Source organism: Gimesia sp. (assembly GCF_048262075.1).
Classification (GTDB): Bacteria; Planctomycetota; Planctomycetia; order Planctomycetales; family Planctomycetaceae; genus Gimesia.
Genome location: NZ_JBLXFK010000001.1, coordinates 484850 through 500808, shown reverse-complemented (window position 1 = coordinate 500808; position 15959 = coordinate 484850). Strand labels below are relative to the sequence as shown.

General features: G+C 51.0%; 11 protein-coding genes. 8 read left to right on the top strand and 3 right to left on the bottom strand.

All coding sequences use genetic code 11. The features are described from left to right. The first annotated feature begins 5 nt into the window (after positions 1-5). The 4 genes from ACN0YH_RS01765 (at position 6) to ACN0YH_RS01750 (ending at position 7215) form a co-directional block, all read left to right on the top strand. Positions 6-1313 (top strand): efflux RND transporter periplasmic adaptor subunit, encoded by a 1308-nt coding sequence (locus ACN0YH_RS01765; RefSeq protein WP_417377837.1) that lies wholly within the window; start codon positions 6-8, stop codon positions 1311-1313. An 86-nt stretch (positions 1314-1399) separates the two neighbouring features. After that, on the top strand, positions 1400-4567 hold the full coding sequence (locus ACN0YH_RS01760) for an efflux RND transporter permease subunit (protein WP_417377836.1): 3168 nt from the start codon (positions 1400-1402) through the stop codon (positions 4565-4567). A gap of 98 nt (positions 4568-4665) precedes the next feature. Continuing rightward, on the top strand, positions 4666-5763 hold the full coding sequence (locus tag ACN0YH_RS01755) for a sialidase family protein (RefSeq protein WP_417377835.1): 1098 nt from the start codon (positions 4666-4668) through the stop codon (positions 5761-5763). A gap of 312 nt (positions 5764-6075) precedes the next feature. Then, on the top strand, positions 6076-7215 hold the full coding sequence (locus ACN0YH_RS01750; protein WP_417377834.1) for a DUF3179 domain-containing protein: 1140 nt from the start codon (positions 6076-6078) through the stop codon (positions 7213-7215). 81 nt (positions 7216-7296) lie between these two features. Here the strand turns inward: ACN0YH_RS01750 and ACN0YH_RS01745 are convergent, their stop codons facing one another. Further along, complete coding sequence (locus ACN0YH_RS01745; RefSeq protein ID WP_417377833.1) at positions 7297-8619, bottom strand: PQQ-binding-like beta-propeller repeat protein; 1323 nt, start codon at positions 8617-8619, stop codon at positions 7297-7299. Positions 8620-9368: 749 nt separating this feature from the next. Between ACN0YH_RS01745 and ACN0YH_RS01740 the strand changes: the two genes are divergently transcribed. From ACN0YH_RS01740 to ACN0YH_RS01730, 3 genes are all read left to right on the top strand, one after another. Continuing rightward, complete coding sequence (locus ACN0YH_RS01740; RefSeq protein WP_145228969.1) at positions 9369-10400, top strand: DUF1559 domain-containing protein; 1032 nt, start codon at positions 9369-9371, stop codon at positions 10398-10400. Between the two features lie 103 nt (positions 10401-10503). Continuing rightward, entirely contained in the window at positions 10504-10890 is a 387-nt protein-coding gene (locus ACN0YH_RS01735; RefSeq protein ID WP_417377832.1) for a carboxypeptidase-like regulatory domain-containing protein, read from the top strand. A 221-nt stretch (positions 10891-11111) separates the two neighbouring features. After that, complete coding sequence (locus tag ACN0YH_RS01730; RefSeq protein ID WP_145228965.1) at positions 11112-12101, top strand: DUF1559 domain-containing protein; 990 nt, start codon at positions 11112-11114, stop codon at positions 12099-12101. A gap of 42 nt (positions 12102-12143) precedes the next feature. Here ACN0YH_RS01730 and ACN0YH_RS01725 read toward each other — a convergent pair whose 3' ends face one another. Together ACN0YH_RS01725 and ACN0YH_RS01720 are read right to left on the bottom strand one after the other, a co-directional pair. Next, positions 12144-13490: a DUF1501 domain-containing protein gene (locus tag ACN0YH_RS01725; protein WP_417377831.1), complete on the bottom strand. Its 1347-nt coding sequence runs from the start codon at positions 13488-13490 to the stop codon at positions 12144-12146. Positions 13491-13746: 256 nt separating this feature from the next. Continuing rightward, positions 13747-14034 (bottom strand): hypothetical protein, encoded by a 288-nt coding sequence (locus ACN0YH_RS01720; RefSeq protein WP_417377830.1) that lies wholly within the window; start codon positions 14032-14034, stop codon positions 13747-13749. A 475-nt stretch (positions 14035-14509) separates the two neighbouring features. Between ACN0YH_RS01720 and ACN0YH_RS01715 the strand changes: the two genes are divergently transcribed. Further along, on the top strand, positions 14510-15958 hold the full coding sequence (locus ACN0YH_RS01715; protein ID WP_417377829.1) for a DUF1501 domain-containing protein: 1449 nt from the start codon (positions 14510-14512) through the stop codon (positions 15956-15958). Position 15959: the final 1 nt, after the last annotated feature.

Genomic DNA, 15959 nt, shown 5'->3' with positions numbered 1-15959 from the left:
ACAAAATGACGTTTCGTCAAAAATTAACATTCTACGGTAGACGGTTTCGTTTCGCAGTTGCAGCGTTGTTGCTGGCAGTATTACTGGCTTTGTTCTGGTTAAATCCGCACAGCGCTTTTTCCACAGAAGTCTCTGTGAATAAATCAAAGCCGTCAGGAGTCCCTGTGGATGTGGTCGAACTCAAGCCCGTTGATTCGTTTGCCCGAAAACGAAACTATACCGGAAAAGTAACGGCGGCTCGCGTGAGTGAACTGGCATTCGAGCGGAGTGGAAAGCTGATTGAAATCGTCGTCGATGAGGGGGATACGGTCCAGGCAGGCATGGTATTGGCCCGCTTGAATACGCGGCATCTGCAGGTCATCCGGCTAAAACTGCAGGCAGAGCGTGCTGCCGCCCAGGCAAAGCTGGATGAACTGGTAGCAGGGCCGCGACCTCAAACAGTCGCTGTCGCGGAAGCCGAAGTCAGACAACTGAATGCCCGGCTCAAAAATCTGCAGGCGGATCTCGACCGGAATCAGAAATTGCTGAAACGTAATGCGATTACCAGTTCCGATTATGAAGCGTCTCAGTATGACGTAGAGCAGCAACAGGCCCAGCTTGATGCTGCGCGCAGTCGGCTGTCGGAGTTGCAGGAAGGAACCCGTAAAGAGCAGGTCGCAGCCCAGAAAGCAGTCGTGGCCAACCTCGATGCCGCTCTCGAAGACAACCAGGTTGATCTGGACGATACGGTGCTCAAAGCTCCCTTTGGTGGTCGGGTTTCAAAACGCTATGCCGATGAAGGCACTGTGATTTCTCCCAATGCCCCATTATTCCGCCTGGTCGAAGATCAGAAGCTGGAAGCACACATTGGTGTGCCCGTGGATATGGCCGTCCATCTTAAACATGGCAGCCAGCAGGAGGTGAGACTGAATGGAAATAATTATCAATCCACTTTGAAAGCGATCCTGCCCGAACTGGATCCGGTAACACGGACCCAGGAAATCGTGTTGTCACTCAGTGAGCAGGCTGCGAAACAATTGGTGCCAGGTCAGGTTATTCGCATCGAAATCTCCGAACCGGTCGAAATGCAGGGATTCTGGCTGCCCCTCAGTTCGCTGGCACGGGGTGAGCGGGGACTCTGGTCTGCGTATGCTGTGATTGCAGGGAAAGAGCCGGGAGAAAAAGTTCTGGAAAAACGCCAGCTGGAAGTATTACATACAGAAGACAATCGGGTACTGGTGCGTGGTACATTGAAAACCGGCGATCAAATTGTAGCAGATGGAATTCATAAGCTGACGGGTAATCAGCGGGTGGTGATTAAAAACCGTCGTTGAGCCGGAATGAGAGTGATACAGTAATCAATCGCGGAGCGTTCATCAGGAAAAAACGGACCTTTCAGAACTCAATGGGGAATTCAATTATGCTGGAAGGACTATTTTACCGAAATCGGCGGTTACTCATTTTGCTGATCGCGTTGATTACCGTGGCCGGCCTTTCCAGTTTTTACGTGCTGCCTCGCATGGAAGATCCCGTGCTGACGCAACGGGTTGCGCGGGTTAATACGCGCTTCCCGGGAGCCGATGCCTCGCGAGTCGAATCTCTCGTCTCTGAAAAGATGGAGGAAGAACTTCGGGAGATTGATGAGATCAAAGAACTGCGGACCATTTCCCGCAGCGGCATGTCTTCCATGACAATTGAGCTTCGTGATGATGTTTATGAGGTCGACGAAGTCTGGTCGCGGATTCGGGATAAGATCGATGATGCCCGGGTTGAATTTCCCGCGGGGGCCGAAGAACCCGATTTTGAAGAGCTGGAAGTCAAAGCCTATGCGTTGATCGTGGCACTGGTGTGGGACAATCCAAACGATGTGAACTATGCTGTACTGCGTCGCTCTGCCAAACAACTGGAAGACCGTCTGCGTTCGATTTCCGGGACTGAAGACATTGATACGTTCGGTGACCCGGATGAAGAGATCGTGGTGGAAGTCCAGCCTGATAAAATCGCTTCATTGGGATTGAGCGTAATAGAAATCGCGCAACAGGTGGAATCGTCGGATGCGAAGTTAACTGCCGGACAGTTGCGCGGTGCGAAAAGCGATTTGCTGATTGACGTGGATTCTGAGCTGGATTCCCTCTCACGGATTGCGAACACGCCGGTGCAGTTCGGTTCGGATGGCCACTCCGTGCAACTGGGGGATATTGCGACGATTCGTAAAGGCGTGGCATTACCTCTGAACAGTCTGGTGATCGCGGATGGCAAGTCGGCGGTCACGCTGGGAATATTTGTGCGCGACAGTGTGCGGATTGATCATTGGAGCCATGCGGCAAAAGCGGCACTGGCTGAGTTTGAACAGTCGCTGGCAGACGATGTCAGCGTGCAGACTCTCTTTGATCAGAATCGTTATGTCGAGGCGCGTCTCAGTGGCCTCGTCTGGAACCTGGTGCTGGGCGGTATTGCGGTGATTGCCGTGATTGTATTCATGATGGGCTGGCGCAATGCACTGGTAGTAGGGACCGCGTTGCCTTTATCTGCGTTCATGGTACTGGCGGGACTCCGCTTTATGGAGATCCCCATTCATCAGATGTCAGTCACCGGATTGATTATTGCTTTGGGATTATTGATTGATAATGCGATCGTCGTCGTCGATGAAGTTCGGTCCAAGTTACATACAGGGATGGCTCCCGATGATGCCGTCATTTCTACAGTGAAACATCTGGCGGTTCCCTTATTGGGGTCCACTTTAACGACGGTACTCGCCTTTGCACCCATCGCATTAATGCCCGGGCCCGCGGGTGAGTTTGTCGGTTCGATTGCCATCAGTGTGATTCTGGCGATCTGCAGTTCCTTCTTCCTGGCGATGACGGCGATCCCTGCCATCGCGGCTCTGTTTGCTGATAAGAATGAAGATCCGGAACACGCTCACTGGTGGCAGGTAGGTTTCAGTCATGCTGGTCTGCGAAATGCCTATCAGAACTCCCTGGATATTCTGTTTGCACGCCCGCTGCTGGGGGTGGCGCTGGGATGTCTACTGCCGATCTGCGGGTTTATCGTCGCCGGTTCTCTGCCCGAACAGTTTTTTCCTCCCGCAGACCGCGATCAGGTGAATATCGAACTGGAACTGAATGCGCATGCATCACTGGCTGAGACTCGGCAGACCATCGAAACGATCCGCCAGGTCGTCCTGGAGCATCCCCAGGTCAAGGGGATCGAATGGTTTCTGGGTGAAAGCGCACCACAGTTTTATTACAACATCGTCGCCAAGCGAGAAAATGCTTCAAACTATGCACAGGCACTGGTACAGCTGAACTCCGCGGAAGGAGGCCAGGCACTGATTCATGAACTGCAGCGAGAACTGGACCAGAAGGTACCCCATTCGCGCGTGCTGGTAAGGCAACTGGAGCAGGGGCCTCCCTTCGACGCGCCGATAGAAGTGCGGCTGTTTGGACCTGACCTGCATCAGCTTAGTGAGAGCGGGGATGAGTTACGGACAATTTTAAGTCGCACGACGAATGTCCTGCATCACAAAGCGGAACTGGCTGATCCGCTCCCCAAACTGACACTGAAGATCGACGAAGAGCAGGCGCGACTCGCGGGACTGGATCATGCAGAAATCTCCCATCAGTTAAATGCGGCCCTGGAAGGCTCCCTGGGGGGAAGTATCCTAGAAGAGACAGAAGAACTGCCTGTACGGATTCGCGTGCCACAGGCACGGCGGGGTTCCATTAACCAGATTGCATCGCTGCAGTTGATTTCCAGTAAAAAGACCGAAGACGGACAGCCACAGTTTGTCCCTTTGACGGCGATTGCCGAAGTTAAAATGTCATCTGAAGTGGCCGCCATTTCTCACTTCAACGGTGAGCGGATGAATGAAGTGCAGGCTTATCTCAAAGCGGGGGTCCTGCCTGCGGAGGCACTGGCGGAATTTCAGTCAAAAATGAAACAGGCAGGTTTTGAGCTGCCGCCCGGCTATCGACTGGAATGGGGAGGCGAGGCATCTAAGCGGGACGATGCGGTCGGAAATCTGCTCGCAAATGTCGGCGTGTTGATGGTCCTGATGGTGGCGACTCTGGTATTGTCGTTTGCTTCGTTTCGTGTGGCAGCGCTGGTGGGCACCGTGGGGATACTTTCCATTGGTCTGGGTCTGGGGATGTTGTGGCTGTTTGATTTTCCCTTCGGTTTCATGGCGATTGTCGGTTCGATGGGGCTGGCAGGAGTTGCAATCAACGACGCGATTGTGGTACTGGCCGAGCTGCGCGCGAATCCCGAAGCACGAAAAGGGAACCGGGTGGTCGTCCGTGACGTTGTTCTGCGTTCGACGCGGCATGTGGTCGCCACTTCGCTCACTACGGTCGCCGGCTTTGCACCGCTGGTGATTGCGGGAGGCGGCTTCTGGCCTCCGCTGGCGATTACGATTGCCGGCGGAGTCGGTGGGGCCACGCTGCTGGCCCTCTATTACATTCCCTCGGCTTATATCCTGGTGATGTGTCGCCAATGTCCGCTCCAGGTGACAGCCACTGAACCGGTGCAGGCGGACAGAGAAGCGACTCTGTTTTCAAAATTAAAAGACCGGCTGCCGGTGTTACGCTGAAATATTGATGGACGCGAAAACATTATTTTCTGTATCATGAAGCGAAAATTGTATTTTACAATAACACTTATGATCATGGAAAAATGTCAGGTATCCTCATGCGTATCTTAATATTATTCATTGTTGCCATTACGCTGGCTGGTAAATGCGAGTCTGAACTTTCTGCAGAAGAGCCGCATGTTCTCAAACAGGTAGTGGCTGTCGAAAATGTCTGCGCCTGGCCTAACCTGACGCTGCTGCCGAACGGAACCATCATCGCGGTCTTTCATAATCAGCCCAGTCACGGACAGCAGGAGGGAGACATTGACTGCTGGGCCAGCCCGGATGGAATCAAGTGGGAGAAACGCAGCACAGTCACGCAGCATGAACCGAATACGGTGCGAATGAATCATGCGACGGGGCTGGCGAAGAATGGCGATCTGATGGTACTCTGTTCCGGCTGGAGTAATCTCAAACAACCCGAGCGGCCCAAGCAGGCAGCCTTTCGCGATGCGATTCTGAGAAGCTGGGTACTGCGGTCGAATGATGGGGGACGCAGCTGGTCGAAATCGGAAGCCTTTCCGGCAGCGGAAGCGGGCTGGTCTGAATTGATTCCCTTCGGCGATATCTGGGTTGGCGCAGATGGCGCGCTGCATGTCTCCTGCTACCAGGGAGAATTTAAAGATCCCAGTCAATCAACTAAAACCAAAGGCTGGAAATCTTCCCATTTGAAAAGTGACGATGACGGCCGGACCTGGAGTGTGGTTTCTGTCATTGGTCCTGCTCACAATGAAACGGATCTGTTTTACCTGGGAGATAAACGCTGGCTGGCAGCAGCCCGCATCGACAAAATGGAACTGATTCGCAGCAACGATAATGGAGTGACATGGCAGCCGCCGCAACCTGTGACGGGCCGCAATGAGATCAACGGCCATCTGACACGACTGAAAGATGGACGGCTGCTGCTCAGTTATGGCATTCGTGTCAACGGACGACGGGGCGTGTGTGCGAAGCTCAGCAGTGATGCGGGGCAGAGCTGGAGCGAACCGATCCGCGTCTCCCACACAGCCGATGGCGGAGATTGCGGTTACCCATCCAGTGTCCAGAAGGAAAATGGCGAGATCGTGACAGCCTGGTATTCCAGCGAATCACCACAACACACGGGATATCACCTCGGTGTGACGGTCTGGAACGTGCCTGCAGCAGAAACGAAATAAGCAGGCACGCGGACTTTCTGGTAGCAGTCTGCCAACGGCAAGAATTCTTTTGTTACTGATCTTGGGGACTGATCTGTTTTACTGATCGGCTTCTATATTGAGTGCCATAAGTTAACTTTCTAAACGAACTCTTCGCAAAAATTTCAATAATTTCTTTCCCAAATTCATAGCAACTCTGTATGGTTTAAGCTTTCGTCAGATCCTGATTGCGAATTTCTTCGCTGCGTTTATCTGCTTCAATTCTGAATGAGTTTTTTGATTGCATGTCGAGCCTCGAGAGATGCAGTCGATCTACATACGAAAGCGCTTGTTATGGAATCCTCTCAATTGAGTGAGGATGTGCCGGTTCCGGAACCGGCACAAACATCCTCCCACGCGACAGCTTCAAGTGATAAACCATCACAGCCTGTGTTACTGTTGATTGCTGTTTCTGGATTGTTATTTGCGGGCTGGTATGCGTGGGTCAATCAGGTCTATTTTCTGGCGGCCTGGCATAATCGTTCCCTGGCGACAATGACGCCGCAGCCTCTCTTCAATGTCCAGGGGCTGATGCTGCCGAAACAGGAAATTGTGAACGCACGGATTCCCAAGGATGGAATCCCGGCTTTAACAACTCCTGACTTTATTCAGATAACACAGGCGACATTTATGAAACCAGGCGATCGTGTGGCGGGAGTCTGTCTGGAAGGCGAGGCACGGGCTTATCCACTTAAGATCCTGGATTGGCATGAGGTGGTGAACGACCAGATTGGAGACACGCCGTTTATCGTGACGTACTGTCCTTTGAGTGATTCACTTGCGGTCTACAACGCTCAGGGAACGGGAGGTAAAATTGAGTTTGGAATTTCGGGCTACCTGTATAACAGCAATCAATTGCTGTATGACCGCACGGGATCGGGCAAGACGGATGGGCTCTGGTCACAGATGATGTCGCAGGCCATTTGTGGGCCGCGCGTACAGGAGACGCTAATGCATTTACCAGTCCAACTGACCGACTGGCAAGACTGGAAACAGCGCTACCCTGACACCAAAGTCCTTTCACAGGAAACCGGGTTTCCATTTGAATATCAGGCGGGCGCCTACACCGAATATTTGAAAGACGAGAGTCTGATGTTCGAGGTCAACGTGCATGATCACCGTCTTCCGAATAAAACACCACTTCTCGGGATCTGGGCGGGAGGTCAGAAGCGGGCCTATCCAGTGACCGCTTATCAACATTTGACGGAAGTGACTGAGTGGGAAGAGGAACTGGCAGGAAAAAAATTCACTCTGGCGTATCATCCAGATGCTAAATCGCTGCGCGTGGTGAAATCGGATGCAGGGCTCAGCTGGATGTATGCATTGTGGTTTGCCTGGTATGCTTTTTATCCTGATACAGAACTACACCCCGAGTCTGCATATGCTGTCGCAGTGGTAGCGGAAAAACCTGAAATCAAGATCCTGGCAGACTAAGGCTTCAGTAGGAAACGTGTTACGAAATCCCTCTGGTCGCTGTTGCTGAGTGACCAGAGGGAAGCGCAAGGGGCTCAGGAATTATTTCTTAAGATTGACGCGAACCAGTTCCTTATCGTTTCGGGCGAACAGAGACTGATTGGCAAACGCGGGATGACTCCAGACGACGGGGCGGCCAAAAGCTTCATTCGTTGGTTCCAAGACATGGAAACGACTGATTTCTTTGTAACCTTGCGGGGTGAGGTCAGCGAGGATCAGGTCGCCGTTTTCCGTGAACAGGAAAAAATGCTCGTCATGTTTTACAATAAAGGCCGTCGCGTGGCGATCACGGCGGCCAGCGTTCGTCACTTTTTTCGTAGACCAGCGTCGACTGCCGTCTTTCAAATTGACGGCAACAAAGTCGCCCGACTGTATATCACTTCCATAAACGGTATCCCCTTCAATGTAGGGAGTGCTGTTGCAACAGAACAGGGCGGATCTCGGTTTCCCTTTCCAGATAACTTCGGCAGCAGGTTTTGAGTCTCCCGAGAGTTTGATCCAGGCGGCTTCATCGCCGATGGCGGAGACATACAGAAAATCTCCCTGTTGTCGAGGCACCGTGACCGACATTCCGTAACCCGGTTTGAGGGGGAGCGACCAGAAGACTTTACCTGTCGCAGGATTCAAGGAGTTCAATGAACCTGGATGCCATATAAGCAGTTGTTTTGTGCCATTATGGGTAATCAGGGTCGGAGGGCAGTATCCAGTTTCTGTATGATCCAGTGAGTGCCAGAGTTCTTCGCCGGTATCTTTATTAAAAGCGACGGCGATGGAATCTTTGCCGCCGACCAGGCAGTACAACGTATCGCCATCGACCAGAGGGCTGGCGGCGTGGCCCCAGAAAGGTGATTTGGCCTGGTAGTCTTTCTGAAAATCTTTTTTCCAGATCAGCTTGCCTGTTTCAGCATCCAGACAGGTCAGGTTTCCCTCGGCTCCCAATGCATAGACTTTGCCAGCTGCGACTGTGGGAGTACAGCGCGGACCCGCTGCATAGGAAATATCGTAAGGGCGGTCATACTTGTATTCCCAGATGACTTTCCCTGTATCTGCGGACAGGCAGAGGATGCGTTCTTCGCCCTGCAGACGGGAAGCCCCCCCTGGATTATTCTCGACTTTCCCGGACTTTTTCAGATAGTCCATGACATAGACTTTGTCGTCAACCACCGCGGGGCCACTGTACCCTAATCCAACGGGGGCTCGCCATTCCACCTGTAGACCCGATTCAGGAAAGACATCGACAATCTCAGACGCCTTCCATTGACTCGAACGATCCGGGCCCAGCCATTGAGGCCAGTCTTCTGCAAAACCGGTTGACGATCCAATGAGCAGCATTGCAGTTACAACAGCGAGAATACGCGTCAGCATGGTTTGACGTTCCTTTTCCGGGCGGCGGCAATTGAAGTTCAATACTCCTGTGAAGTGATTCAGTCAGGAGTCTACAGTCACTTTAAATGTTGATTGATGAATAATCAACATCCCGATTATATCTTGAGCTGAGTGCGGACGTATAAAGATTGGGAAAAGAGTCTGTGATTCTGCTGGGAACTGCTCCGTTATGGATCTGGACATTTAGAAAACCGCGGTGTGTGAAGATTTCAGGAATCATCACTTGAGATACGGAAAATCAGAAACTTTGCTATCGGGACACTGGGAAGGTGGTCAAATACTACATGATGGCCAGACGGTGTTAATAGGAAATTCACAAAACTATCTATCTGCTATCGCTTTACGCTGAAATGAGTAGCCATCTTGTACAGGTTGGGTTCTGGGTTGTCCTTGGACGGATCAGTACTTATTAAGTTTTATTAAGTGCTGAATATTGAGTAAGTTAAGTCGTGCAGGGCGAATTATTTTGACAAATCAAAACTGATTGATTAAATAAGTGAACAGGGTTTGTAGAAAAATAGTCGCATTTCTACCAGTGTCTCTGTCTGGTCGGTCATTTTGTCTGACTGTTTGAATCACATCTATCATCGCAGTCTTTTCTCATCGATCTTTTAAGAGCACTTCAGGAACGGGGTTCGTTTCAATTTCCTCATGGGCTGGATGTTTATGAGGCAAACTATGTGTTTCTTTTTTTATTCAATTCTTTTTTAAACGTGCTGGAGAGTATTATGAAAAACAATACAGGTCATCGACAGAAAGCGGGATTTACGCTGATTGAGTTGCTGGTCGTGATTGCGATTATCGCGATCCTGATTGCCTTGCTGTTACCGGCTGTGCAATCGGCACGCGAAGCGGCGCGGCGGAGTACCTGCAAGAACAATCTGAAACAACTCGGACTGGGACTCCACAACTATCATGAAACACATGGTGCTTTCCCCCCCGGCTCAATTGTCACACTGACCAATGGTGGCAGTGGTAACACAGTACGCTGGCGTGAGTGGATGGAAGCAGGGAATACCAGCGGAGTAGGAACGCATGGAACCAGCTGGATGCTCCAGATCTTACCCTTTGTTGATCAGGCAAATACATATAATAAATGGAATTTCAATACCAATGTGATGGGAAACCGGGCTGTTGCGGAAGTGGATATCCCCATCTTCTATTGTCCCTCACGTCGTAGCAAGGTTCGTAAGGTTGATGCAAAACTTCAACTGGATGAATCCCCCGGCTCCACGACAATCAATAATGCATTTGAAAAGGGGGGCACTGATTACGGCGGATGTAAAGGCGCCGGTAACGGATTCGGTGATGGTTTTTCCGGCACCGGGCATGAATCTTTAGGTGTGGGTGCCAGCGGTGAATGGATGGGAACACTCTCAGGTGGCCATCTGGGTATCTTCTATCCGAACGGTGATACGCAAATGCGTGACATCAAAGATGGAACCACCAATACCCTGATGACAGGGGAAATGCAGCGCTTACGCGGGAACGATGCCAGTCTGAGCCTCGACAGCTGGTCCGCCGGTGGGGTCGCCAACATTTTCGACACCGACACTGCCGGTAGCAGTTCCGAAAATGGCAGTGGTAATAACCAGGGCATCAATGGTGGTCAGTACGAAGCCCCTGGGAGCGACCATGAAGGGGGCGCTCATTTCGGTTTAGCCGACGGGTCCGTACGGTTCATCAGCGAAAATATTGATAACCGGACTTTCAACCGGATTGGTACCGCTGACGGCGATAAGATTCCTGGTGAATTTTAAATCAGGGATCGCTATCACACAAAGGCAGACAGGAGGAACTGGCTTCCTGTCTGCCTTCTTCCTGCAAACATGTCTTCAATATGATCTTAAGGATATTATCAGCATGCAACATATGCGAGTCGTCGGTTCTGTTGTCCTCTGTCTGGGATTACTGGTTAGTCTGTCAGCCTGCGGTGGCAGCGATGCACCACCGTTAGGGCAGGTGAAAGGCAAGGTGACATTGGATGGGGCACCATTGGCTGATGCCAACGTGACATTTATGCCAGAGACAATACGTGGTTCTTCCGGCACAACAGACAGTGATGGAAATTATGAATTAACTTATATACGTGATCAAAAGGGGGCGGCTATCGGGAACCATAAAGTGGTGATCAGCAAACTCGTTGATGAAAAAGAAACGATACCGCCAAATTACAGCGACGAAACGGAATTGACGGCAGTTGTCAAAGCCGGGCCAAATGAAATCAATTTTGATTTGACAGAAAATTAGCCAGGAGACTGCAAGACTGAATTCGAGTCATTATTCGCGCACTGTGGTTGAAACAACCACAGTGTCGTGGCTTGCTTCAGCCTGCACTCAGGTTTACTGTCGCGTCTTCAGAGGTATTGAAGTCACATAGAATCGCAGGAGAGACGCGCTGAAAAGTAATGCGCTCTGGATAATTCATTTCATACTATCTTCATTTCTATTATCTGATAAAGGGCCCTCTGATGCGCTATCGGAACAGAATACAGGGTTTTACTTTGATCGAGTTACTGGTGGTGATTGCCATTATCGCCATACTGATTGCACTTCTGCTGCCTGCAGTACAACAGGCACGGGAAGCGGCCCGCCGCAGTACCTGCAAAAATAATCTGAAACAGGTCAGCCTGGCGCTACACAATTACCATGAAATTCATGGCGTATTTCCCCCGGGAGCCATTGCGACAACGGCAACATCGACCGCATACAATGTCTGGGGTGATGCTGGGAATACCACTGGGGCCGGTCTGCATGGTACGAGCTGGATGCTGCAGATCCTCCCCCTGGTGGATCAGGCCAACATCTATAATCAATGGGATTTTAATACGAATGTGATTGGGAACCGGTCTGCTGCAGAAAATAATATCCCTGTTTTTTACTGTCCGACGCGGCGGAGTAAAGTCCGCAAAGTAGATGAGAAAATTACGATCGGAGAAAATCCGGGAACCAGTACGCCACCCTCCAATCGTTTTACAAAAGGAGGCTCTGATTACGGGGTCTGTATGGGAGGTGGGAACGGCTGGGCCGATGGAGACCTGATTCATCTCACACACCGTACGGATGCGTTGATTGGCACTTTTGGTGGAGGCACCGGTGCATTTCTGGGAGTTTTTTCTGTCAACAGTGACACCGCGTTGCGTGATATCGATGATGGAGCTTCAAACACGATCATGAGCGGGGAAGTACAGAAATTGCACGGCTCAACCGCACCCAAAACAAGTCAGGATAGTTGGGCCGCTGGTGGCGTGGGAAACATGTTTGACACTGGAATATCAGGCGGTACCGCTGGCGGATTCAATAACAACTTCTATCAGTCTGCCGGCAGTGATCACACCGGGGGCGCTCACTTCGGTTTCGCTGATGGTTCCGTCCACTTTCTCAGTGAAAACATGAGTTCCCGAGTCTACCTGGAACTGGGAACGGCTGACGGAGGTGAAACAACAAAATTTGTCCCCTGACCGCAAGCTGATAATCAGATCAATGGTGCGCGTTCTGGCAATTTATACCAGTTCGCGGATCGGGGTCTGTTCATCAATCAGATACTGGGGGCGGCCATTGTTGTCTTCGATGGTGGTCGACGCGACATCGATGCCCAGGTTGTGATAGAGGGTTGCGAAGACTTCCTGCATATGCACAGGACGGTCGACCGCTTCTTCTCCCAGACGGTTGGTTGATCCGATGACCTGCCCGGTTTTCATGCCACCACCTGCCATGAGGGCAGCGTGCACGCGCGGCCAATGATCGCGCCCGGCATTCTTATTGATTTTAGGTGTGCGGCCGAATTCACCCCAGACCAGGACTGTGACATCTTTGTCCATGCCGCGTTCATGCAGGTCTTCCACCAGAGCAGCAACTCCCTGATCGAGCAATGGGATCACGCTGCGGGCATGGCCAAAATTATTGCCGTGCCAGTCGAAATGGGCAAAGCTGCAGGTCACGCAGCGTGCCCCCGCTTCCACCGCCCGGCGTGCCAGCAGAAAACGGGACATAATCGCCTGGTATCCCATTTCCAGCGGGTACTTCAAAACTTTAGGGTCATCTTTCCCATAACGGGCTCGGACTTTGGGGTCCTCTTTTTCGAGGTTTAATGCCTCTACCAGACGGGATGAGGAAAGAACTTCCAGTGCCTGCTTCGTGTAGCCATCGTATGTACCATCAGTCAGTTTTGTCTCTGAAACGCGGCGGAAGCGATCCAGGTTATTTAACAGACTGGCGCGCTCAGTGAGACGCGTATTGGAAATCGAGTTGAGCGTCATGTTCTCCATGACATCGCCGTCCGGACGAAAAGGCGCATGTTCCAGTCCCAGGAATCCAGAACCTTTGATATTCCAGGGATTGTGCGCCATCGTGTGTGACAGGTCGATGTAAGATGGTACGGTGGGATTGACCGGACCTTTGACTTTGGAGATTGCCGATCCGACGGAAGGCCAGCCCCCCTGTGGTTGTGAGCTGCGGAAATGATGACCGGTACAGCACTCGAAGGAATCGTGACGGCCTTCCGCGCCGACCAGTGAGCGAATGATTGAAAACTTATCCATCATACCGGCGACGCGCGGCATCAATTCGCTGATTTGAATTCCGGGTACGTTGGTGTTGATCGGTTTAAATTCGCCACGAATTTCGTCGGGGGCGTCCGGTTTTAAATCGAACATGTCCTGGTGTGGAGGACCGCCTGCCAGGAAGATCATAATGACTGCTTTATGAGACGATCGTTTTCCACTTTCTTCCTGCGCTTTTAAAATCTGAGGCAGGGAGAGACCGCCCATGGCCAGGCCGCCAATTTGCATGAAGGAACGTCGCGGCATCCGGTCGCATAAACGAATCGATTGATCTTCAATCCTGAGCATCTACTAAGAGCCTTCCGATAAGATGAAACAATTTTAACTCGAGGCTTAAAAAGGGCTTATCCAAGTTACATAAGCGTACACTCATGGGATGGGTTTGAATAGAAGAATCGGCTTAAATGAAAGGAAAATTAAGAAATTATCTGAAACCCGCCTTAATAATACCAATCCTGATAAAATCAGCCCCTGTCTGTACTCCTTCAAGCAGGAAGTAGACTGAAGCTACGGGGGACCTGAATTTCAGTTTCTCACAGAGAACTCAGGATCTTTTTTTGAAGTCAACCCTGCGGTCTTCGATATCGCCACAGACAGCGAGTCGGTATTGATTGCCGTTTTCCACCAGGGCAATTCCACCTTGAGGAGAGGCGTTGCAGGTGATCCAGCCTTTGCCTTCCAGAGCATGCAGGTATTGAGTGACCCGGTTGAGTGAGGGGATATCAAATTCGGTAGCAATTTGTTCCGTGTTGGGAGCGAGACCCGTTTGATCAATTTCGCGGGTAATATAGTCCAGAATTTTCTGTTGTCGTTCGGTCAAATACTGGTTCATTGATTTCTCCTGTGCGCATCATGGTGCGCGTTGCGGGGCGCAAAATGAGCCCACATCATCCTTGAGAATCAGACCCGGATTCCAATACAGGTCTTAAGAAGAAAACAGTAAATTAAAATTTCAACGTGACTTCCTTCAGCGAGCCACACGCGGCCACCACCTGGTGAATGGGGAGGGAATCAGTTAGCGAAAAGCATATATACGGTATCGTCGATCGTCAATCAAATTTTGAAGCATGTTTTCCTGATTTGATCTCATTCTGCTGAAAACCCAGTGATTCAAGGCCCGAAAAAAATTCAAATTGACCTGTCATCTTGAGAAGGCCTGACGTCAAAAAAACTCATTCCCGTAGGATACTTTATTTCAATTGGACTTTTACTCACTATCATATTAGATTATATTGATCTGAATATATAAGGTATATTAAGATAACTACTTGCGCTAAAATGTTTCGTCTCTTGAATTCAGGAGAGTCATGATGCCTGCGAATACTCCTGCCCGCCATCCCAACATGTCCCGCCGGACGGCATTGGAAGTTGGTTCGATCAGCCTGCTTGGTTTTGGAATTAACCATCTGGACGCGCTCCGCGCGGAAGCAGCAGCACCTACTAAATTTCGAACCGCGAAATCCTGTATATTTATTTTTCTCTCGGGTGGACTTTCACAACATGAAAGTTTCGATATGAAGCCGGAGGCGAGTGCCGAGGTCCGTGGAGAGTTCAATCCGATTGCAACAAAAATTCCCGGCCTACAGATTTCAGAACATCTCCCGATGCTGGCGAAACGAAGTCATCTCTGGTCGGTCTGTCGCACTTTGTCGCATGGTACGAATGAGCATTCGATGGGGCATCATATGATGCTGACCGGTCGCTCAGATGTGCCTGTAGGTTTTAATCCCAGTCGTCCGATGAATACCGATCATCCTTCGATTGCCGCAATCGCCGGCGATGTCATCCGTGCACGTACGAATCTGCCTCCGGCGATTGTGCTTCCGGATAAAATTGTACATCGTACCGGGCGTGTGGTCCCGGGACAGTTCGCGGGCAGAATGGGTTCTAACCGTGATCCCTGGTTTATCGAAGCCTCGCCATTTCATGTGCAATCCTATGGTGCGTTTCCGGAATATGCCTTTGACCATCAGCAGCGCGGGGGGAGCGATAACCGGATTTTCCAGACACCCCATTTGAAACTCTCGCAAGGCATGACTCAGAAACGCATGGGGAATCGGATTGGTTTGCTCAAGGAACTGGGTAAGCAGCGACAAGTGCTCGACATCGCCGGCCAGGTCGAAAGTTTTGACCGTTATCGCAGCGCTGCCATTTCATTGCTCAACGATGACAAAGTTCATTATGCAATGGACGTGACGCATGCTGATGATAAAGTTCAGGAACGTTACGGGAAGAATTCATTTGGCTGGTCTTTGCTGATGGCGCGGCGCCTGGTGGAAACAGGCGTCAATCTGGTGCAGGTCAACATGGGGAATAATGAATCGTGGGATACGCATGGCAATATTTTCCCGCATTTGAAAGATAAACTCCTGCCACCAACCGATCGGGCTGTCTCCGCTTTGCTGGATGACCTGGAAGCCAGCGGACGCCTGAAAGATACGCTGGTGGTGATGTGCAGCGAATTTGGCCGGACTCCCAAGATTTCTCAACTGGCGAAAGTTTATGCTCGACCGGGCCGTGATCACTGGGGAGCGACGCAGTCGGTCTTCTTTGCCGGTGGTGGAGTCAAAGGGGGACGCGTGATCGGAACGACGGATAAAATTGGTGGCTTCCCCATCGATCAACCACAGAAACCGGAAAACTTCGCCGCGACCATTTACCGCGCATTAGGACTTCCACAAACCACCTATTGGCATGATGATGTCGATCGACCACACTTCATTTATGAAAGTGATCCAATCGCTGGACTCACTTGAT